The sequence below is a fragment of the Bordetella genomosp. 7 genome (assembly GCF_002261265.1).
Lineage (GTDB): Bacteria > Pseudomonadota > Gammaproteobacteria > Burkholderiales > Burkholderiaceae_B > Bordetella_A.
The window spans coordinates 466,106-486,400 of the sequence record NZ_NEVK01000004.1 but is presented as its reverse complement, the minus strand read 5'-3'; the positions used below and the strand labels follow the sequence as shown (position 1 = coordinate 486,400).

Genomic DNA, 20,295 nt, shown 5'->3' with positions numbered 1-20,295 from the left:
CGCGTCCGCGCCGTGCGGCGTTTCTCTCAATGAGCACCTGTCGAGCCCGGGCCTTATGGACATCTTCATTCAACAACTCATTAACGGCCTGACGCTGGGTAGCGTCTATGCGCTTGTGGCGCTGGGCTACACGATGGTGTACGGCATCATCGGATTGATCAACTTCGCCCATGGCGACGTCGTGATGATCGGCGCCATGGCGGCCACCATGATCGCGGCGGCGCTGGTCGGCGGCGACCCCACGGTGTCCGCGTTCGCGGTCCTGGGCGCGGGCCTGCTGGTGTCGGTGCCGCTGTGCATGGGAGTGGGCTGGACGGCCGAGCGCCTGGCGTACCGGCCGTTGCGCCGCGCGCCACGCCTGGCGGCGCTCATTACCGCCATAGGCGTGTCCATCATCCTGCAGAACGTGGCCATGATGGTGTGGGGCCGCAACTACCTGAATTTTCCGCAGGTGCTGCACCCCCAGGTGTATGAACTGGCCGGGGCGCGCATGAGCTCGCTGCAGATCGCCATCGTGGTGATCGCTGCGCTGATCATGGGCGCGCTGCTGCTGGTCGTGCACAAGACCCGCCTGGGCACGGCCATGCGCGCCACCGCACAGAACCGCGAGGTGGCCGGCCTGATGGGCGTGGACATCAATACCGTGATTTCGGCTGCGTTCCTGATCGGCTCGGCGCTGGCCGCGGTGGCCGGCATGATGGTCACCACCTATTACGGCGTGGCGCAGTACACCATGGGTTTCATGCTGGGCCTGAAGGCCTTTACCGCCGCGGTGCTGGGCGGCATCGGCAACCTGGCGGGCGCCATGGCCGGCGGCCTGCTGCTGGGCATCATCGAAGCGCTTGGAGCCGGCTACATTGGCGACCTGACCGGGGGATTCCTGGGCAGCCACTATCAGGACGTGTTCGCGTTCGTGGTACTGGTCATGGTGCTGATCTTCCGCCCGTCCGGCCTGCTGGGCGAGCGCGTGGGAGACCGCGCATGAAGGCGGCACTGAACAAACACGGCCTGTCGCCCCGCATGCTGGTGGGCGTCGTGCTTATCGGCGTGGCGCTGGCGGTGCTGCCCTTCGTGCTTGGCGCGGCAGGGCAGAGCTGGGTGCGCATACTCAACTTCGCTCTGCTGTACGTGATGCTGGCGCTGGGCCTGAATATCGTGGTGGGCTTCGCGGGGCTGCTCGACCTGGGCTACATCGCCTTTTATGCCGTCGGCGCCTATACGTGGGCGCTGCTCGCTTCGCCGCATTTCGGCCTGCACTTGCCGTTCTGGGTCATCCTGCCCATCAGCCTGGGGCTGGCATGCCTGTTCGGCGTGCTGCTCGGCGCGCCCACCCTGAAGCTGCGCGGCGATTACCTGGCCATTGTCACGCTGGGTTTTGGCGAGATCATCCGCATCTTCCTCAATAACCTCAACGCCCCGGTAAACATCACCAACGGCCCGCAGGGCATCAACCGCATCGACGGCTTCAAGGTTGGTGAATTCATGTTCGGCCGCAGCGAGTCGATACTGGGCATGCGCATCACCGGCCCGGAAAAGTACTACTACCTGCTGTTGGGCCTGACGCTGCTGATTGTTCTGGTGTGCGTGCGCCTGCAGAACTCGCGCATCGGCCGTGCATGGGAGGCCGTGCGCGAAGACGAGATCGCGGCCAAGGCCATGGGTATCAATACCCGCAACATCAAGCTGCTCGCGTTTGCCATGGGCGCCTCGTTCGGCGGCATCGCGGGTTCGCTTTTTGCCTCGATGCAGGGTTTCGTCAGCCCGGAAAGCTTCAGCCTGACCGAATCCATTTCCGTGCTGTGCATGGTCGTGCTGGGGGGCATGGGCAATATTCCGGGCGTGATCCTCGGCGCCATTCTGCTGGCCGCGCTGCCGGAGTTTCTGCGCGCGGTGGTCGAGCCCCTGCAACGGCTGGTGTTCGGCGAAGTGGTGCTCGATCCGGAAGGCATCCGCATGCTGCTGTTCGGCCTGGCCATGGTGTGCGTCATGCTGTTCCGTCCAGCCGGACTGTGGCCTTCGGCGGTGCGCAAGCGCGAACTCACCACCCAGACCGGAGGCCAGGCATGAGCACTATCCTGAAAGCCGAAGGCCTGGGCAAGCGGTTCGGGGGCCTGCGCGCCCTGAGCGATGTCAGCTTCGACATACAGGCAGGCGAAATCTATGGCCTGATCGGCCCGAACGGCGCCGGCAAGACCACGCTGTTCAACGTGCTGACCGGCCTGTATATCCCCGAGGAAGGCCGCTGCATGTTCGACGGTTCCGCGCTTACCGGCCTGAAGCCTCACGAAGTGGCGCAGGCCGGGCTGGCGCGCACCTTCCAGAACATCCGTCTGTTTGCCAACCTGAGCGCGATCGAGAACGTGATGATCGGACGGCACGTGCGCACCGGCGCCGGGGTGCTGGGCGCCATTTTCCGCACGCGCGCCGAGCGCGCCGAAGAGGCGGCCATCGAGCGTCGCGCGCACGAACTGCTGGAATACGTCGGTATCGCGGCGCGCGCCAACGACGTGGCGCGCTCGCTGTCGTATGGCGACCAGCGGCGCCTGGAGATCGCCCGGGCGCTGGCAACCGAGCCCAAGCTGCTGGCGCTGGACGAGCCCGCTGCCGGCATGAACGCGTCCGAAACGCTGGTGCTGCGGCAGTTGATCGAGAAGATCCGCGCCGACGGCATCACCGTGCTGCTGATCGAACACGACATGAAACTGGTCATGGGGCTGTGCGACCGGGTGCTGGTGCTGGAATACGGCAAGGTGCTCGCGCAAGGCAGGCCCGCCCAGGTGCAGCGCGACCCCAAGGTGATAGAGGCCTACCTGGGCGCGGGCGCGGCCCACGACGCGCCCGCGCAATCATCGGAGCAAGCATCATGAGCGCGACCCAGCCTTTACTTGAGTTGCGCGGCCTGGCGGTCGCGTATGGAGGAATACGCGCGGTGCGCGGCATCGACCTGCATGTCAATGCCGGGGAGCTGGTGTGCCTGATCGGCGCCAATGGCGCCGGCAAGAGCACGACCCTGCGGGCCATCTGCGGACTGGTGCCGCCATCGGACGGCGATATTGTCTATGACGGCCAGTCCATCAAGGGTCGAAAATCGTTCGAACTGGTGCGGCAGGGCCTGGTCATGGTGCCCGAAGGGCGGGGTATATTCGGCCAGCTCACCATTGAAGAAAACCTGGCCATGGGCGCCTACGTGCGTCGCGACGCGGCCCAGGTGCGCCGCGATACCGAGCACGTATTCACGCTGTTTCCGCGCCTGGCCGAAAGGCGCAGGCAGCCCGCGGGCACCTTGTCGGGCGGCGAGCAGCAGATGGTGGCCATGGGCCGCGCAATGATCGCGCGGCCACGGCTGCTGCTGCTGGACGAACCCTCGATGGGGCTCGCGCCCCTGATGGTGGAGAAAGTCTTCGAAGTGGTGCGGGCCATTGCGGACGAAGGCGTGACGATCCTGCTAATCGAGCAGAATGCCAGGCTGGCGCTTGAACACAGCCATCGCGGCTACGTGATGGAGTCCGGGTCGCTGACCCTGTCGGGGCCGGCGCGCGAACTGCTTACCGACCCCAAAGTGCGCGCGGCCTACCTGGGCGAAACCGAGGAAACCGCCTGACCCGCAGCGCCCGCGCGGGTGGCTTGGCTGGTCGCTTCGCGGCGGCCTCGGCCGCGAAAAACAGCAACGCCGCAGGCGCGGCGTTGCAAACGGCAGTGCCAGGGCCCCAAGGCCCTGGCAGATGATGCGGATCAGCTGTGATAGGCCGATTCGCCGTGGCTGGTGACGTCGAGGCCCTCACGCTCCTGGTCTTCGGGAACCCGCAGGCCGCACAGCGCATTGGCGATCTTGTACGCGATCCAGGCCACCACGCCCGACCACACAATGGTCAGCAGCACGCCCTCGAGCTGCACCCACACTTGGCCGAGGATCTGGCCGGCGCTTTCCAGGCCCGGGCCGCCCAGCGCTTGCGCGTTGAACACGCCGGTCAGCAAGGCGCCCACGATACCGCCCACGCCATGCACGCCGAATACATCCAGGGCGTCGTCGGCGCGCAGCATGCGCTTCAGGCCATTGACCCCCCACACGCAAATGATGCCGGCGGACACGCCGATGACCAACGCTCCGCCGGGGCCCACCAGGCCGGCGGCGGGCGTGATGCCTACCAGGCCGGCGATGGCGCCCGAGGCCGCGCCCAGCATCGAAGGCTTGCCCTTGACGGCCCATTCGGTAAACAGCCAGGCCAGCACCGCGCCCGCCGTGGCGATCATGGTGTTGAAGAACGCCAGCGTGGCGCCGCCGTTGGCGGCCAGCGCCGAACCCGCATTGAAGCCGAACCAGCCCACCCACAGCAGGGCCGCGCCGATGAAGGTCATCGACAGGTTGTGCGGCTGCATGGCTTCACGGCCATAACCCAGCCGCTTGCCCACCACATACGCGCCCACCAGGCCCGCGATGCCTGCATTGATATGCACAACCGTGCCGCCGGCGAAATCCAGCGCGCCGCGCGCATTCAGCAGGCCGGGCGCCGTGTCCGAGGCGAACCACACCATATGCGCGATGGGAACGTAGGCGAAGGTGAACCAGATCACCGTGAAGACCAGCACGGCCGAGAACCGTGCGCGCTCGGCGAAGCTGCCCACGATCAGCGCGCACGTGATGCCCGCGAAGGTGGCCTGGAACGATGCGAACAACAGTTCGGTCAGGGTGCCGGACATGGCGTACGACCCGTCGGCCGGCGTGAACATGCCCGAGAAGAATGCCCGCGAAAGGCCCCCGAAGAACGCGTTGCCTTCGGTGAAAGCCAGTGAGTAACCATAGACGAACCACAGCACGATGCCCAGGGCGAAGGTGCAGAGCACCTGCAGCAGCACGGACAGTACGTTCTTGCTGCGCACCATCCCGCCATAGAACAGCGCGAGACCCGGCACGGCCATCATCAATACCAGCAGGGTGGAAACAAGCAACCAGGAGATATCCGCTTTATCCATTTTTCAGGCTCCAATGCATCTTTCTTTATCGTTGTTTACAGCGCGGCCTCGCCGGATTCGCCGGTCCGGATGCGAATTACCTGTTCCAGGGGCGCGGTGAAGATCTTCCCGTCACCGATCTTGCCGGTGCGGGCCGATTGTTCGATCACGTCGATGACCTGGTCGACCAGATGGTCGGGCACGGCGGCCTCGACCCGCAGCTTGGGCAGGAAGTCCACCGCGTATTCGGCGCCCCGGTACAGTTCGGTGTGGCCTTTCTGGCGGCCGAATCCCTTGACTTCCGTTACGGTCAGGCCCTGGACGCCGATACCGGATAGCGCCACCCGTACTTCGTCGAGCTTGAAAGGCTTGATGATGGCGATGATGAGTTTCATGGCAATTCCTCTCTTGGTTGCACATAGGCATGCCCAATCAAGCAACATCCATGCCATGTTTGGCCGCGGGGTCACGGCCGTCGCGCAGAGAGGGACGCAGGGCGGCCAGCGCTTGCGCGGCGCGCCATGGCGGTGCAGGCGTGCCCACCGGTATGCCCCACATTGGGGCATCGCACCTGACCGGGGCGACCTGCAACAAAATATTGATGGAACAAGTTTGTTGTATCGAATTGCTGCGCGAGGAGGGGGCGGCACCGTGGCGCGGGCGGCCGACCCTTTGGGCGGGTGGTGGGCGTTTTCCCTTGAGCGGGCGTGCAAAGCACGCATTTCCGGCGGCATTCGGAGTGTCAGAATTGGCCCGAATTTGGTCATAGATGTATCAGGCCGCTGATACGGGGAATTACATGACGCCGCTTGTGGCGCGCGCCGCCCTGGGGAAGAATCAAGCCATGTCGCATGTGGATGCGGCCAGCACCTCCGGGTGTGATTGCTTCTGGGAGTCGCCCGGTGGCGATTCGGTTTTCTCCTGTGCTTTGAGGCGGCGCCGCTTGCGGCCCGCCCATTTTTTTGGGCGCGTGCAGAACAGGTTCGCGTCTACACTGTAGGCACCGAACATGAATGCGAGGATGTCATGAACCGCACGCAGTGGCTTGAAGATTTTCAGAAGAACCTGTCCGACCTGATCGCCCGCAGCCCGGCGGCCGATCTCGAACGCAACGTCAAGGCCATGATGGGCCAGGCGTTCACCCGGATGGACCTGATCACGCGCGAAGAATTCGATGTGCAGACCGAGTTGCTGGCGCGTGCGCGCGAGCGGGTTGATCAGCTCGATGCGCAGGTGCGTCAACTGGAAGCGCGCGTGGCCGCGCTGGAGGGCGGCCCCTCGTCCCAGGCCGATGCCTGAGGGCCAGCCGCGCTTGGCGTGACAATCCCGGCACGGCGGGCCTTCCGGGCCGCGGCCGTGCTTGCATACTGGCGGTTTTCCATACGCAACCGCCATGACTCTTGCCATCCTTGCCAGCCGGGCCCTCTGTGGCGCAGAGGCGCCGGCTGTGCGAGTCGAAACGCACCTGGGGCCGGGCCTGCCGGCCTTTACCGTCGTGGGCCTGCCCGACACTGAAGTGCGCGAAAGCCGCGAGCGGGTGAGGGCGGCCATTCTTAACAGCGGTTTCGAATTTCCCAATGGCCGCCTCACGGTCAACCTGTCGCCCGCCGATCTGCCCAAGGCGTCGGCCCGTTTCGACTTGCCGATCGCACTGGGCGTGCTGCTCGCGTCGGGCCAGGTGGCCGTGCCGGGGCCGGACGGGGCCGCGGCGCCCGCGGGCCTGCAACACCTGGTGCTGGCCGGCGAGCTTTCCCTGACGGGGGCGCTTGTGCCGGTGGGCGCGCCGCTTCCCCTGGCCTTGGCCGTGGCGCGCGAACAGCCCGCGGCGGCGCTGGTGCTTCCGGCAGGCAGCGCCGAAGTGGCGGCCTGGGTGCCCGGGCTGCGTGTGCTGCGGGCGGCGACGCTGGCCGACGTGGCGGCCCACCTGGCCGGCACCGTGCCGCTGCCCCAGGCGCAACCTGGCGCGTGGCCGCCCGCCGGCCCGTTGCCCTGCCTGGCAGACGTGCGGGGGCAGCCCATGGCGCGCCGCGCGCTCGAGGTGGCCGCTGCCGGGGCGCACAGCCTGCTCATGGTGGGGCCCCCGGGAGCCGGCAAAAGCATGTTGGCGCAGCGCCTGCCGGGCCTTTTGCCGCCGCTGTCGCGCACCCAGGCGCTGGAAGCCGCCGCCGTGGCGGGCCTGGTGGGGCAGCAAGGGGTGGCCGCGGCGCTGTCGGGCCAACCGCCGTTCCGTGCGCCGCATCACGGCGCCACGGCCGCCGCGCTGATCGGCGGCGGCTCGCGGCCTCGCCCGGGCGAAGTGAGCCTGGCTCATCACGGTGTGCTGTTCCTGGACGAACTGCCCGAATTCGAGCGCCGCGCGCTCGAATCGCTGCGCGAACCCCTGGAAACCGGCCGCGTGGCCATTGCGCGCGCCCGTCACGCGGTACAGTACCCGGCGCGGTTCCAGCTGGTGGCCGCCATGAATCCGTGCCCATGCGGCTGGCGGGGCCACCCCGCGCGTCCCTGTCATTGCACGCCCGACCAGGTGGCACGTTACCTGGGCCGGATATCCGGCCCGCTGTTCGACCGCCTGGACCTGTCCATAGAATTGCCGGCCGCGGCGCCCGAGTGGCTGGATGGCCCGCCGGGCGAGCCGTCCGAGGCGGTGCGCGCGCGAGTGGCCCGCTGCCGTGAACAGCAGGAACGGCGCCAGGGCGGCCCCAATGCCGGCCTGCAAGGCGCCGCCCTGGAAGCCAGCTGCGCGCTGGACGCCGACGGCCGGGCCTTGCTGCAGCAGGCCATGCGTCGCCTGCACGGTTCGGCCAGGGCCACGCATCGCGCGTTGAGGGTGGCGCGTACCGTGGCCGACCTGGACGGCGAGCCGCTCATCCTGGTCCGGCACGTTGCCGAGGCGCTTCAGTACCGGTGCACTTTGCGGTAGGCGCGCGCCGTTCGACAACGGCGCCAAAATCGCCTTATAATCAAGGGCTTTTCTTGGATGGCCCCAGTGGTTTCGGGTTGCCAGGCAAAAGAAGCGAAGTAGAAGCGAAGTAGTTTTGTAGTACCCCAGCAGTTGAAGCACCAGAAGTGGGCCCGGGTATGGCAAGCCTTGTCTATGCACAAGCACCTGAGGTTCATGTAATCATCAACAAGTAGGAATCATCATGCCCAAGATGAAAACCAAGAAAAGCGCGTCCAAGCGCTTTCAGGTTCGCGGCAGCGGATCCATCAAGCGTGGCCAGGCTTTCAAGCGCCACATCCTGACCAAGAAAACCACCAAGAACAAGCGCCAGCTGCGCGGTTCGGCGGCGGTTCATGAAACCAACGTGGCCTCCGTCAAGGCCATGATGCCTTTCGCTTGATAAAGGAGATCCACTATGCCTCGCGTTAAACGTGGCGTTACCGCCCGTGCCCGTCACAAGAAAGTCATTGCCGCTGCCAAGGGTTACCGCGGCCGCCGCGGCAATGTGTTCCGCATTGCCAAGCAGGCAGTCATGCGCGCCGGGCAATATGCCTACCGCGACCGCCGCAACAAGAAGCGCACCTTCCGCGCCCTGTGGATCACCCGCATCAACGCCGCCGTGCGTGAGCAGGGCATGAGCTACAGCGTGTTCATCGCCGGCCTGAAAAAGGCGTCGATCGAACTCGACCGCAAGGTGCTGGCCGACCTGGCCGTACGCGACAAGGCCGGCTTTGCCGCCATCGTGCAGCAGGCCAAGGCAGCCTTGTCTGCCTGATCGCGCATCGCATCGCGCAATTGCTGCAAACGGGGCTGTAGGCCCCGTTTGCGTTTTGCCGCCGGGCCGCCCCCAGGCAGGACGCCCCCACGGGTAGCAAGCAAGGCGCAGCGTGGGGGCGTTGTTTTTAGGCTGTGAATCCATGACTCTATTGGCTGACGACCTGGTTTCCCAGGCCAAAGAACGCTTTGCCGCGGCTCAGGACGCCGTCGCCCTGGAAAACGCCAAGGCGCGCTTTCTGGGCAAGGAAGGCGCACTGACCATGCTGCTCAAGGGGCTGGCCAAGCTCGACCCCGAACAGAAGCGCCAGATGGGGGCGCGCATCAACCAGGCCAAGCAGCAGATCGAAGCACTGCTGAACCAGCGCCGCGCCGAGCTGGCGCAGGCCGAGCTGGACGCCCGCCTGGCTTCTGAAACCATCGATGTCACGCTGCCCGGCCGCGGTCGCGCGCCCGGCGGCATACACCCGGTGGCGCGCAGCTGGGAACGCGTCGAAGACATCTTCCGCTCTATCGGTTTCGACGTGGCGGACGGCCCCGAGATCGAGAACGACTGGACCAACTTCACGGCCCTGAACAACCCGCTGGACCATCCGGCGCGGTCCATGCAGGATACGTTCTACGTCGACCTGCAGGACGGCGACGGCCTGCCGCTGTTGCTGCGCACGCATACCAGCCCCATGCAGGTGCGCTATGCGCGCATGCACAAGCCGCCCATCAAGGTCATCGCGCCGGGGCGCACCTACCGTGTCGACAGCGATGCGACGCATTCGCCGATGTTCCACCAGGTAGAAGGGCTCTGGATCGCCGAAGACATTTCCTTTGCCGACCTGAAGGGTGTCTACACCGATTTCCTGCGCCGCTTTTTTGAAAGCGACGACCTGGTCGTGCGCTTTCGCCCGTCGTTCTTTCCGTTTACCGAGCCTTCGGCCGAGATCGACATGATGTTCACGTCCGGCCCCAACCGCGGGCGCTGGCTGGAGATCTCCGGCTCGGGCCAGGTGCATCCGCAAGTGGTGCGCAACTTCGGCCTCGATCCCGAGCGCTACATCGGTTTCGCGTTCGGCTCCGGCCTCGAGCGCCTGACCATGCTGCGCTACGGCGTCAACGACCTGCGCCAATTCTACGAAGGCGACCTGCGCTTCCTGCGCCAGTTCAACGAATAACCGACGGCTGATCATGCAATTTCCCGAATCCTGGCTGCGCGCCCTGGTCAATCCCGATATCGCAACCGACGAGCTCGCCCACCGGCTCACCATGGCCGGCCTGGAAGTCGAAGAAACCGCGCCCGTGGCGCCGCCGTTCGCGGGCGTGGTGGTGGCGCGCATCGTTTCGATTGCCCCGCATCCCGATGCCGACAAGCTGCGCGTGTGCCAGGTCGATGACGGCTCTGGTGAACTACTGCAGATCGTGTGCGGCGCGCCCAATGCCGCGCAGGGGCTGACGGTGCCGCTGGCGCGCGTGGGCGCAGAGCTGCCGGGCGGAATCAAAATCGGCGTGGCCAAGATGCGCGGCGTGCCGTCTTCGGGCATGCTGTGCTCGGCGCGCGAGCTGGGCCTGTCGCAAGACCATGGGGGCCTGCTCGAACTGCCTGATGCATTCAAGCCCGGCCAGCCGCTGCGCGAGGCGCTCGACCTCGACGACACCCTGTTTACGCTAAAGCTCACCCCCAACCGCGCCGATTGCCTGTCCATCCTGGGCGTGGCGCGCGAAGTGTCCGCCCTGACGGGCGCGCCGCTGTCGGTGCCCGCCGCGCAGCCCGTGCCGGTCACCTTGCAGGATCGCGTGCCGGTCACCATCCAGGCGCCCGATCTGTGCGGCCGGTTTGCCGGCCGGGTGATCCGGGGCGTGAACGCGCGCGCGCAAACGCCGGCCTGGATGAAATCGCGGCTCGAGCGCGCCGGCCAACGATCGGTGTCCGCACTGGTCGATATCTCCAACTACGTCATGCTGGAACTCGGCCGCCCCTCGCACGTGTTCGACCTGGACAAGATCCACGGCGACATCCAGGTGCGCTGGGCGCGCGACGGTGAAACCCTTGAACTGCTCAACGGGCAGACGGTCGAGCTCAACAGCAAGGTCGGCGTGGTGGCTGCGGGCGAGCAAGTCGAAAGCCTGGCCGGCATCATGGGGGGCGAAGCCACGGCGGTCACGCTGGATACCGCCAACATCTATGTCGAGGCGGCCTTCTGGTGGCCCGAGGCCATCGCCGGTCGTGCGCGCCGTTATAAGTTCAGCTCCGAGGCCAGCCATCGGTTCGAGCGCGGCGTCGATTACGCCAGCATTCCCGAGCACCTGGAATTCATCACGCGGCTGATCGTCGACATCTGCGGTGGCCAGGTTGGCCCCGTGGACGACCAGGTGGCGCGCCTGCCCAGCCGCGAACCGGTTCGCATGCGCCTGTCGCGTTGCCACCGCGTGCTGGGCGTTGAAGTGCCGCACGATGAAGTGACGCAGATCTTCACTCGCCTGGGCCTGCCGCACCGGACAGACGGCGACGACTTCATCGTCGAGCCGCCGTCTTACCGCTTTGACCTGTTGCTCGAAGAAGACCTGATCGAAGAGGTTGCGCGCATCTACGGTTTCGAGCGCCTGCCCGATGTGCCGCCGGTGGCGCGGGCGCAGATGTTCTCGCATCCGGAAGCGCGTCGCGGCCCGCACACGTTGCGCCGCCTGGCCGCAGCGCAGGACTATCAAGAAGTCGTCAACTACAGCTTCGTAGAAGAAGCCTGGGAACGCGACTACGCGGGCAACGAAAACCCGGTGCGCCTGCTCAATCCCATCGCCAGCCATCTGTCGGTGATGCGCTCCAGCCTGATCGCCGGGCTGGTCGCCAATATTCGCTACAACGCCAATCGCAAGCAGACGCGCGTGCGCGTGTTTGAACTGGGCCGGGTGTTCTTGCGCGACGCTGCGCAACCCGATGGCCCGCTCGAAGTGGCCGGCGTGCGCCAGCCGCTGTACCTGGCCGGCGCGGCCTGGGGGCCGGCTGTTGAAGAGCAGTGGGGCGTGCCTACCCGCCACGTCGATTTCTATGACGTCAAGATGGATGTGCAGGCGCTGTTCGGGGTGCGCGCGGCACGCTTGCGATTCGAGCCCGCCGTCCATCCCGCCATGCATCCGGGGCGCAGCGCCCGCGTGCTGCTCGATCGCCAGCCCGTGGGCTGGATCGGCGAGCTGCATCCGCGCTGGGCGCAGCAATCCGACCTGCAGCACGCGCCGGTGGTGTTCGAACTCGAAGTCCAGGCGCTGACACAGGGTAGCCTGCCGCAGGTGCGCGAACTGTCGCGCCAGCCCGTGGTGGTGCGCGACCTGGCCCTGTGGGTTGATCTGTCGGTCAGTGCGCAAGCCATGCTCGACACGGTGGCCGCCGCGGTGGCGGCCGACCCGCAGCTGGCGGTGGTGCAGGAAGCCAGGCTGTTCGACGTGTGGCGCGACCGGCCGGCAGACGGCCGCCGCGCTACCGAGAAAAGCCTTGCCTTTCGCTTCTGGCTACAGGACACTGAGATCACGCTGGACGAAGCTCGCGTGGCCGATTGCCTGGCACGTATCAACCAGGCGCTGGCCAGCGCCCATGGCGCGCGGCAGCGCGCCTGACTCGAATAGGGGACTTCCATGCTTCCCGAGCCGCGCACCCTTACCAAGGCCGAACTCGCCGAACTGCTGTTCGAGCGGGTGGGCCTGAACAAGCGTGAAGCCAAGGACATTGTCGACACGTTCTTCGAAGAGATACGCGATGCGCTCGCGCGCGGCGAGCCCGTGAAGCTGTCGGGCTTCGGCAATTTCCAGGTTCGCAACAAGCCACCGCGTCCCGGCCGCAATCCCAAGACCGGTGAAACCATTCCCATCGCGGCCCGGCGCGTGGTGACTTTCCACGCCAGCCAGAAACTGAAAAGCGCTGTCGAGCAGGCCGATCCGGTCCAAGGTGCCGACAGCACCAGGGAGTGATACCCTTTGTCGGTAATTGTTATCGGAATGCCGCCCTTGCCCGGCATAAAATCCTGACATGACTCGTCCCGAAACCACTGCCGCACTTCCCCCGATTCCCGCCAAGCGCTACTTCACCATTGGCGAAGTCAGCGACCTGTGCCAGGTCAAGCCGCACGTGCTGCGCTATTGGGAACAGGAATTCACGCAGCTCAAGCCAGTGAAGCGGCGCGGCAACCGCCGCTATTACCAGCACCACGAAGTGCTGCTCATCCGTCGCATCCGCTCGCTGCTGTACGAGCAAGGCTTCACGATCAGCGGTGCGCGCAATCGCCTGGGTGATGCGCGCGATATTGCGCACGACCAAGACGCCGCGGTGCGCCTGAGCGCCGCCGAACTGCAGGCATTGCGGGCCGAACTGGGCAATGTGTCGGCCATGTTGGGCGAAGCCTTGGGTGCCGCGCACACGGCAGACAAACCCGCCTGACGCACGGGACGCAATCGATAAAAAAACCTGCCTCATGCGATGCAGGTTTTTTTTTGTTCTGATATACTCTCGTTCTTTCGGGGCGTAGCGCAGCCTGGTAGCGCACTTGCATGGGGTGCAAGGGGTCGCGAGTTCGAATCCCGCCGTCCCGACCAGAAATACAGCGGTAAAAAAGGGCTTACATGCTTTTGGCATGTAAGCCCTTTGTCTTTTTACGCGCTTGCGAGCGCTGCCGCGATGGTTCAGTGCCATGACCGTGGGCCCAGTCGCCGCCCATGTGCGCCGCCAGGCGCAATTTCGTCGGCTAAATAGCTAATTTCGTCGAAAAATTCTTGTTCGCCACAAACTCGAACAACAAAATCGCGTTCGTAGAAGTTCCACGCCGGCGGCGCGTTGCGTTGCGAGAATCCGCCGTGCCCACGAAGCGAGAACAACATGAACAAGAATTCCGTGCATCGAGGCAGTGTAGCGGCCAGGCTCTCTTGCCAAGGCGCACTGCGGCTGGCGATCATGTCCGCGCTGGGAACCTGCGCAGTGGGCCTGCCCGGCGGCGCGCAGGCCGACTACTGGTGCGAGGGCGGCTCCACGCAAAACATTCCCGCGGGAAATTATGGCTACGCCTATTCCGTGTGCCAGGGCGATGCGGGCGAGGACAAAAGTGGCGAGAAAGATGGCGACAGCGGGCCGCCAGTTTCCATCACCACCAACGGCGGCTCGTTCAGCGAGGATGCCAGCACGTGGCTGCCCCTGGACGACTACGATTACCAGCTGGGGGTAGTGACGGCGGCATCGATCGGAGGCGCCGGCGTGGACGAAGGCTCGGCCGGCGCCAGCGGTTATGTAACGATCAACAATACCGCCAATATTTCGCTCACGGCGACGACGCAAGAACAGGGATCCATCAACGGCCTGCTTAGCGGGATATCACTGGGCGGCCAGGGCGACCTGACCAACGACAACAACAACTCCAACGGCGGGCCGGGAGGCCTGGCGCAGGCGGTCTCCATCACCAACACCGGCGAACTGACCATAGACGGCACGGTGCCCTCGAATGGTGGCCTGTTCGGCATCAATGCCCTGGCCCAGGGCGGCGGCGGCGGAGACCAGAATGACCCCGCCCTGGACTATGGCGACCAGGTGGGTGGCGACGGCGCCAACGCCAGCACGGTCACCATAATCGACAGCGGCATCGTCAATATGGGCAGCAGCGATACGCGCCTGAAAACGTCGGGCACGGGGATGGCGCTGGCCGCGCGTTCGCTGGGCGGCGCGGGAGGCGACTACAACAGCAATGCCGGCACCGGCGGCACGGTGCAGGTCACGCATCGGGGCTCAACCAGCAGCTACTGGCAGCTATACGAAAATAGCAAAATCTTCGGTATCAAAGCGGAAAGCCTGGGCGCAGACGGTAATGGCGCCAATCCGAACAACCCCGACAACAGCGACAACGGGGGTGACGGCGGCGGCGACGGCGACGGCTGGACCCAGAAGGTCACGGTGGATGCCTACGGCACTGTGCTGCTGGACCTGGCGGGGTCCGATCCCGATGTCGCGGTCGAAGGGGCGGGCATCGCGGCGCGCGCCGTCGGCGGCAAGGGCGGCAAGGGCCCCGCCAAAGATCATTGGGGCGGCGATGGCGGCATGGGCGGCGCCGTCACGGTGAACCTGTATTCCGGCGCCAGCGTGACGACCCGCGGCGATAATCTTCCCGCTATTGCCGCGCAGAGCCTGGGCGGGCAGGGGGGCGACGCCGACGACGGCACGGCCCTGGCCGGGCAGGGAGGCGGGGGCGGCTTTGGCGGCGCGGCCGGCACCGTCAACGTGACCACGCAGAGCAACAGCATTGTGTCCACATCAGGCATGTATTCTTCGGGCATCATCGCGCAGTCTATCGGTGGCGGCGGTGGCACCGGCAGCGACTTTGTCGCGGTATTGGGCGGCCAGGGGGGCAATGGCGGCAATGGCGGCGACGCGGGCGCGGTCACCATTACGACCGCCGGCTCGGTCCAGACCACGGGCGACCACGCGTTCGGCGTGGTGGCGCAATCCATCGCCGGCAGCGGCGGAACCGGTGGCGCGGACACCTCGGCCGCGGTCGCGCTGGGCGGCGACGGCGCCGGCGGCGGCACGGCCAACCTGGTAACCATGAACAACTCGGGCACCATCGGCACCCTGGGCTACAACGCACACGGCATGGTGGGTCAATCCATCGGCGGCGGAGGCGGCGCCTCGGGCAGCGCTACGGGCCTGCTCAGCGTGGGAGGCAATGCGGCCGGCTCTACCGGGTCTTCCGGCGGCGAAGTGGTCATGGGCAATACGGGAACCATCACTACCGCCGGCAACGCATCCATCGGCATCGTCATGCAATCGATCGGCGGCGGCGGCGGCAGCGGCGGCGACAGCAAAGGCGTGGTCGGCGTGGGCGGCGCCGGGGCCGCTGGCGGCGACGGCGCGAGCGTGATCCTCAATGACCTGGGCTCTGTCTCCACTGCAGGCCAGTACAGCCCCGCAGTGCTGGCACAGTCTATAGGCGGGGGTGGCGGCAACGGCGGCGACACGTTCACGGCATCGGCGGTCGTATCGGTGGCCATAGGCGGCAGCGCCAGCGGGGGCGGCGATGGCGGCTCGGTCTGCCTGAGCAATCATGGCGGCTGCGCGAATGGCTGGGCCTCTTACTCGGCGTCCGCGATCGACACCCATGGCGATTATGCCCCGGGCATCATTGCCCAGAGTATCGGCGGCGGCGGAGGCAACGGCGGCAGCGTCACGAATGTCAGCGCCCTGTCGTTCGTGGCCCTGCAGATGGGCGGCACGGGCGGCGGCGGCGGCGTATCCGACGAGGTCAAGGTGGGCTACACCAACCTGAATATCAACACAGGCGGGGCTCATTCCACCGGCATCCTGGCCCAATCGATCGGGGGCGGTGGCGGCAATGGCGGCTCGGCCAGCTATTACGACGCGTCAATCGGGTTCAATGCCGCTGTGGTGTTGGGCGGCAGCGGCGGGGAAGGCAACACGGGCGACTCGGCTATCGTCAATCTCAGCAATTCTTTTATTGCTACCGGCATGGACTATGCGTCGGCCGACCCCGAAACCTACGCGCCGAATGACTCTTTCGGTATTCTGGCGCAAAGCATCGGCGGAGGCGGGGGCAACGGCGGCAGTTCGAGCGCCAGCGATATGGTCATTGCTGTCCCCACAGGCGAAGGCGAGTCGCTGGCGTTCAATTTCCAGGCGACCATGGGCGGCAACGGCGGCGCCGGCGGCCACGCCTGCCCGGCGGGCGAAAGTTCGTGCGTCACCGAAGTCGTATTGCAGAATGGCTCGTCCATCGGCACTCTGGGCGATGGCTCGCACGCCATCGTGGCGCAATCCATCGGAGGAGGCGGCGGCAACGGCGGCGATTCTTCGGCGCTGTCGACCATACTCGGCGATGAAACCACCATCTCGGCCGAGATGGGCATGTCGCTGGGCGGCGCCGGGGGCGCGGCCGGCAATGGCGGCGCCGTGACCATCGCGCTGGGCGACAGCGGCAGTGCGTATGCGCCTGCGCCCGGCGCGATGCCGTTGCCTCCTGCGTCCAGCGTGCTTCCTTGGTCCAGCATTACCACGTACGGCAACTTCGCCAATGGCGTGCTGGCGCAGTCGATCGGCGGCGGGGGCGGCAACGGCGGCGTAGGCAGCAGCGATGCCTACACCCATGGCGGCCCTGCCAACGTCAAGCTGAGCATCGCGCTGGGGGGCACGGGCGGTTCGGGAGGCACTGGCGGCGAAGTCGACATTACGCTGAATCCCAATTTCGTTATCCGGACCCTGGGTTCCGGGTCGCGCGGTATTGTCGCGCAGTCGATCGGCGGAGGCGGCGGCGCATCGCAGGGCGGCACCTTGAGCCTGTCGGCGGGAATGGACAACGCACCTTCGGGCCGCCTGCAATTGGGTCTGGGCGCGCACGGGGGCTCGGGCAGCCAGGGGGGCGCTGTCAACGCCGTTCTGAGCGGCGCCATCCGCACTGAAGGGGGCGATGCAGATGGCGTGCTGCTGCAATCAATTGGCGGGGGCGGCGGGCTGGGCGGGTCGCTCGGCGCCGATGCGTCGTCACACTCCATCCTGGATCGCATCGGCATCTATAACGACAACCAGCAACGGCTCGATGATTCGGGGTCGACGTACCAATTTGGTGTAGACCTGGGCGGCCACGGTGGAACCGGTGGCAACGGCGGCGAAGTGCAGGTGGCCTTCGACGGGCAGATCGCCACGGTTGGCGACTGGGCCGATGGCCTGGTCGCGCAGTCCATTGGAGGCGGGGGCGGCGCGGGCGGATCTTCCACGGCCTCTGGCAGCAAGGTCAAGGCAAATGTGCTGATCGGGCTGGGGGGCCATGGCGGGGCGGCGGGCAACGGCGGCGATGTCGTTTTCAGCTTCGACGGCTCGCATGACGACAGCATCTCTACACAGGGGTATCACGCCTACGCTGCCTTGCTGCAAAGCGTCGGCGGGGGCGGAGGCCTGGGAGGCGATGGCTCTGACCAGGCCACAGGCACCCTGACGGTAGGCGGATCACATGGCGGCGACGCAGGCGCGGGCGGCGACGGTGGCGCCATCCGGACTATCAATGGCAGCACGGCCGGATGGTTGGCGGCATCGACCCGGGGCGACGAGTCTGTGGGGCTGGCCATGCAATCCATCGGTGGCGGCGGCGGCATCGGTGGCGCGGGCAACAGCGCGTCGAAGCTGCTTGAAGAAAACAGCCATGCCATCTCGGTATCGGTAGGCGGCAAAGGCGGCGCGGCGGGCAACGGCGGCACGATCGATGTGACCCTGGGTGTCAACATCGAGACTAACGGCGATCGCGCCCATGGCCTGCTGGCGCAAACCATAGGCGGCGGCGGGGGTGTGGGTGGCGCTGGCGCGGCCGGCAACCTGAGCAGTGTCGCCCTGGGCGGGCGCGGCGGCGCAGCAGGAAATGGCGGCACGCTAACTTTGGGCTTGAACGCGGGCAGTGTATTGGCGACGCATGGCGCCGGATCTCACGCCCTCGTTGCGCAATCCATCGGCGGAGGCGGCGGAATCGCGGGCGATACATCCGTGGGCATACAGCTGGGCGCGGACGACTGGACCGCCGCTGCGCACGATGGCAGTGAAATTGGCGGCGACGGCGACGGTGGTGTCGTTACCGTGAACGCGGACGGCGACATCTGGACATCCGGCATCAATGCCTTCGGCATCATCGCGCAGTCCATCGGCGGCGGCGGAGGCCTGGGCGGCAGTGCCGAAAGCGGCTTTGCGGGCAGTACGGCGCCCATCGGCGGTACGGGCTACGGCAACGATGTCACGGTCAATCAATCCGGTAGTGTCAGTGCGCAAGGCGAAGGCTCGACCGGCATTTTTGCTCAAAGCGCCGGCCCGCAAGGATCGGGCGCTGTCACCGTGAACGTCAGCGGCACAGTCACCGGCGGTGCGGGGCCTGATGGTTATGCGGTGTGGTTGGTCGGCAGCCGGCAAAACACACTGAACGTGAACGGAACCGGCAAAATCGTTGCTGGGGCCGGAGGTGCGGCCGTGAATCATGACGGCGCCGCGCTGGGGGGCAACGGCGCCGGGTTGGCCAGCGCCGCCGCCGACACGGCCTCGCTGACTATCAACAACGCCGGCACGATACTGGGCAATATCGAATGCGCCGACGGTACCGGCGGCATTGCATGCACGGCGTACAACGCCGCCACCGGCACGCTGAGCGACGCCACGCTGTACCAAGCCCACATCAATAACGCGGGCGTGGTGGGCATAGGCAGGCCGGGATCGTTCGACGAACTGGCCGTTGCCGGAGACTTCAACTTGCAATCGGGAGGGTACCTGCGGGCCGTGGTGGACTTTGAGCAGCTCAAGTCGCCTCGCATGGTCGTGCAGGGCGATACGCGCCTGGATGGCCAGATCGATGTGCGGCCGACTGCGCTGCTTCCCGATCGGGAACTCGTCGTCGCGACGCTCGAGGGCAACGTACACGGTGTGCCCGACGCATTGGACAGCCCCGTGATCGATTACGCCGCCAGGCTGGATGGCAAGAACGTGCGTGTAAAAGCCGCCAACGCCGATTTCGCATCGCCGTCGATGGGGTTGGCCGACAATCCCCGGGCGGTGGCGCGCCATGTGCAGGACACCTGGAGCAAGGGCGGCAATTCCGCCATGGCGCCGCTGTATGCGGTGCTGGACAAGGCCTCGCGCCAGGGCAGCGATACCTATTCCAGCCGGCTGGCCGACTTGTCGCCCGGCGTGGCGGTAGCGCCGGCCGCGCAGATGCAGGCCGGCATGGCGAGCTTCACGGGCGCCATGATGTCGTGCCCGGTATTCCAGGGCGCCGATGCGTTCACGGGCGAGCAGAACTGCGTGTGGGGCCAGGTGTCTGGCGTAAACACTAACCAGGACGGCGATGGCGGCGTATCGGGCTTTTCGTTCGATGGCGTCACGTACCAGTTCGGCGGGCAGCAGCAGGTGAGCCCGGGCTGGTTCCTGGGGGGCTCGGTGGCCTACCAGAATACGCACATGCGCGGCGACGACGGCCGCGTCAGCGGCAAAGGCGACAGCGGCTATGCCGGGCTGGTGCTCAAGCGCGAAGCCGGGCCGTGGACGTTCTCGGCGGCATTGAGCGGCAGTTATGGCCAGTACGACATCGACCGCCGCATCCGTATCCCGGGGCTGCAGAGCCAGGCCAGCGCAGACCTGGACGTGTATGGCGCTGCCCTGCGCCTGCGCGCCGCACGCACATTCGCCTCGGAACGGTTCTACCTGAAGCCGTATGTCGACGTGGATATGTTCTATACCCACATGCCGGGCTACAGCGAATCGCGCAACGACCTGCACCTGGACGTGGACAGCAGCAACCAGTTTGTCATGGGCCTGTCGCCGACGCTTGAAGTCGGGGGCCGCGTGCCGCTGGGCAACGGCGCGATCATGCGGCCGTACATGTATGGGGGCGTTTCGTTCCTGTCCGAGGACGAATACACGGTCAACGCGCATCTGCAGGGCGCGCCGGCCGGGTCGGGGTCGTTCGAGACCGCGGTGCCCATGGATGATGTCATCGGACGGATCGGCGCGGGCCTGCAAGTGTCGCACGCCGGTGGCATCGATTTCCGCCTGCAGTACGACGGCGAGTTTTCATCGCATACCCAGAGCCACCGCGGCTCGCTGAAGGTTATGGTGCCGTTCTGATAGGCCGCGC

Annotated in this window: 15 protein-coding genes and 1 tRNA gene; 14 read left to right on the top strand and 2 right to left on the bottom strand. The window is 66.3% G+C overall.

Annotation, left to right across the window (positions count from 1 at the left end; all coding sequences use genetic code 11):
• Positions 1–55: 55 nt before the first annotated feature.
• From CAL19_RS09455 to CAL19_RS09440, 4 genes are read left to right on the top strand one after another with little or no spacing between them, the layout of a single operon-like run.
• Positions 56–985, top strand: a complete 930-nt coding sequence (locus CAL19_RS09455) for a branched-chain amino acid ABC transporter permease (protein WP_026637995.1) — start codon at positions 56–58, stop codon at positions 983–985.
• The gene (locus tag CAL19_RS09450) at positions 982–2,067 is read left to right on the top strand and encodes an ABC transporter permease subunit (RefSeq protein ID WP_094796638.1); all 1,086 of its coding nucleotides are present in this window, start codon (positions 982–984) and stop codon (positions 2,065–2,067) included. Before CAL19_RS09455 ends, CAL19_RS09450 begins: the two co-directional genes overlap by 4 nt.
• Positions 2,064–2,867, top strand: coding sequence for an ABC transporter ATP-binding protein (locus CAL19_RS09445; RefSeq protein WP_026637993.1), 804 nt, complete (start codon positions 2,064–2,066; stop codon positions 2,865–2,867). Before CAL19_RS09450 ends, CAL19_RS09445 begins: the two co-directional genes overlap by 4 nt.
• Complete coding sequence (locus tag CAL19_RS09440) at positions 2,864–3,601, top strand: ABC transporter ATP-binding protein (protein ID WP_026637992.1); 738 nt, start codon at positions 2,864–2,866, stop codon at positions 3,599–3,601. The genes CAL19_RS09445 and CAL19_RS09440 overlap by 4 nt, the downstream gene beginning before the upstream one ends.
• Before the next feature lie 131 nt (positions 3,602–3,732).
• Here the strand turns inward: CAL19_RS09440 and amt are convergent, their stop codons facing one another.
• A complete protein-coding gene (amt, locus tag CAL19_RS09435; protein WP_026637990.1) occupies positions 3,733–4,971 on the bottom strand; it encodes an ammonium transporter in 1,239 nt (412 codons plus the stop codon).
• Between the two features lie 35 nt (positions 4,972–5,006).
• Complete coding sequence (locus CAL19_RS09430) at positions 5,007–5,345, bottom strand: P-II family nitrogen regulator (protein WP_026637989.1); 339 nt, start codon at positions 5,343–5,345, stop codon at positions 5,007–5,009.
• A 631-nt stretch (positions 5,346–5,976) separates the two neighbouring features.
• On the opposite strand from CAL19_RS09430, the gene CAL19_RS09425 reads away from it, so the two are divergent.
• The 10 genes from CAL19_RS09425 to CAL19_RS09380 all read left to right on the top strand — a co-directional run bounded on the left by CAL19_RS09425 (position 5,977) and on the right by CAL19_RS09380 (position 20,285).
• Entirely contained in the window at positions 5,977–6,249 is a 273-nt protein-coding gene (locus CAL19_RS09425) for an accessory factor UbiK family protein (protein ID WP_094796637.1), read from the top strand.
• Between the two features lie 94 nt (positions 6,250–6,343).
• Entirely contained in the window at positions 6,344–7,870 is a 1,527-nt protein-coding gene (locus CAL19_RS09420) for a YifB family Mg chelatase-like AAA ATPase (RefSeq protein WP_026637987.1), read from the top strand.
• 223 nt (positions 7,871–8,093) lie between these two features.
• Complete coding sequence (gene rpmI / locus CAL19_RS09415) at positions 8,094–8,291, top strand: 50S ribosomal protein L35 (protein ID WP_012249552.1); 198 nt, start codon at positions 8,094–8,096, stop codon at positions 8,289–8,291.
• Positions 8,292–8,306: 15 nt separating this feature from the next.
• Positions 8,307–8,666 carry a 50S ribosomal protein L20 gene (rplT, locus tag CAL19_RS09410; RefSeq protein WP_026637986.1) on the top strand — a complete coding sequence of 120 codons (360 nt, stop codon included), beginning with the start codon at positions 8,307–8,309 and terminating at the stop codon, positions 8,664–8,666.
• A gap of 142 nt (positions 8,667–8,808) precedes the next feature.
• Positions 8,809–9,831, top strand: coding sequence for a phenylalanine--tRNA ligase subunit alpha (gene pheS / locus CAL19_RS09405; RefSeq protein WP_094796636.1), 1,023 nt, complete (start codon positions 8,809–8,811; stop codon positions 9,829–9,831).
• A gap of 13 nt (positions 9,832–9,844) precedes the next feature.
• A complete protein-coding gene (gene pheT, locus CAL19_RS09400) occupies positions 9,845–12,262 on the top strand; it encodes a phenylalanine--tRNA ligase subunit beta (protein WP_094796635.1) in 2,418 nt (805 codons plus the stop codon).
• Positions 12,263–12,280: 18 nt separating this feature from the next.
• Positions 12,281–12,613, top strand: coding sequence for an integration host factor subunit alpha (locus CAL19_RS09395; protein WP_026637983.1), 333 nt, complete (start codon positions 12,281–12,283; stop codon positions 12,611–12,613).
• A 58-nt stretch (positions 12,614–12,671) separates the two neighbouring features.
• Positions 12,672–13,079 carry a MerR family transcriptional regulator gene (locus CAL19_RS09390; protein ID WP_094796634.1) on the top strand — a complete coding sequence of 136 codons (408 nt, stop codon included), beginning with the start codon at positions 12,672–12,674 and terminating at the stop codon, positions 13,077–13,079.
• 78 nt (positions 13,080–13,157) lie between these two features.
• Positions 13,158–13,234, top strand: a tRNA-Pro gene (locus CAL19_RS09385).
• A gap of 280 nt (positions 13,235–13,514) precedes the next feature.
• A complete protein-coding gene (locus tag CAL19_RS09380; protein ID WP_212589895.1) occupies positions 13,515–20,285 on the top strand; it encodes an autotransporter outer membrane beta-barrel domain-containing protein in 6,771 nt (2,256 codons plus the stop codon).
• The last annotated feature ends 10 nt before the right edge of the window (positions 20,286–20,295 follow it).

Excerpts from the sequence above, each read along its gene's own strand:
- rpmI (WP_012249552.1), top strand. The coding sequence starts at position 8,094 with ATGCCCAAGATGAAAACCAAGAAAAGCGCGTCCAAGCGCTTTCAGGTT.
- pheT (WP_094796635.1), top strand. The coding sequence starts at position 9,845 with ATGCAATTTCCCGAATCCTGGCTGCGCGCCCTGGTCAATCCCGATATC.
- CAL19_RS09455 (WP_026637995.1), top strand. The coding sequence starts at position 56 with ATGGACATCTTCATTCAACAACTCATTAACGGCCTGACGCTGGGTAGC.
- rplT (WP_026637986.1), top strand. The coding sequence starts at position 8,307 with ATGCCTCGCGTTAAACGTGGCGTTACCGCCCGTGCCCGTCACAAGAAA.
- CAL19_RS09445 (WP_026637993.1), top strand. The coding sequence starts at position 2,064 with ATGAGCACTATCCTGAAAGCCGAAGGCCTGGGCAAGCGGTTCGGGGGC.
- CAL19_RS09440 (WP_026637992.1), top strand. The coding sequence starts at position 2,864 with ATGAGCGCGACCCAGCCTTTACTTGAGTTGCGCGGCCTGGCGGTCGCG.
- CAL19_RS09430 (WP_026637989.1), bottom strand. The coding sequence starts at position 5,345 with ATGAAACTCATCATCGCCATCATCAAGCCTTTCAAGCTCGACGAAGTA.
- CAL19_RS09425 (WP_094796637.1), top strand. The coding sequence starts at position 5,977 with ATGAACCGCACGCAGTGGCTTGAAGATTTTCAGAAGAACCTGTCCGAC.
- pheS (WP_094796636.1), top strand. The coding sequence starts at position 8,809 with ATGACTCTATTGGCTGACGACCTGGTTTCCCAGGCCAAAGAACGCTTT.
- CAL19_RS09395 (WP_026637983.1), top strand. The coding sequence starts at position 12,281 with ATGCTTCCCGAGCCGCGCACCCTTACCAAGGCCGAACTCGCCGAACTG.
- CAL19_RS09450 (WP_094796638.1), top strand. The coding sequence starts at position 982 with ATGAAGGCGGCACTGAACAAACACGGCCTGTCGCCCCGCATGCTGGTG.
- CAL19_RS09380 (WP_212589895.1), top strand. The coding sequence starts at position 13,515 with ATGAACAAGAATTCCGTGCATCGAGGCAGTGTAGCGGCCAGGCTCTCT.
- CAL19_RS09390 (WP_094796634.1), top strand. The coding sequence starts at position 12,672 with ATGACTCGTCCCGAAACCACTGCCGCACTTCCCCCGATTCCCGCCAAG.
- amt (WP_026637990.1), bottom strand. The coding sequence starts at position 4,971 with ATGGATAAAGCGGATATCTCCTGGTTGCTTGTTTCCACCCTGCTGGTA.
- CAL19_RS09420 (WP_026637987.1), top strand. The coding sequence starts at position 6,344 with ATGACTCTTGCCATCCTTGCCAGCCGGGCCCTCTGTGGCGCAGAGGCG.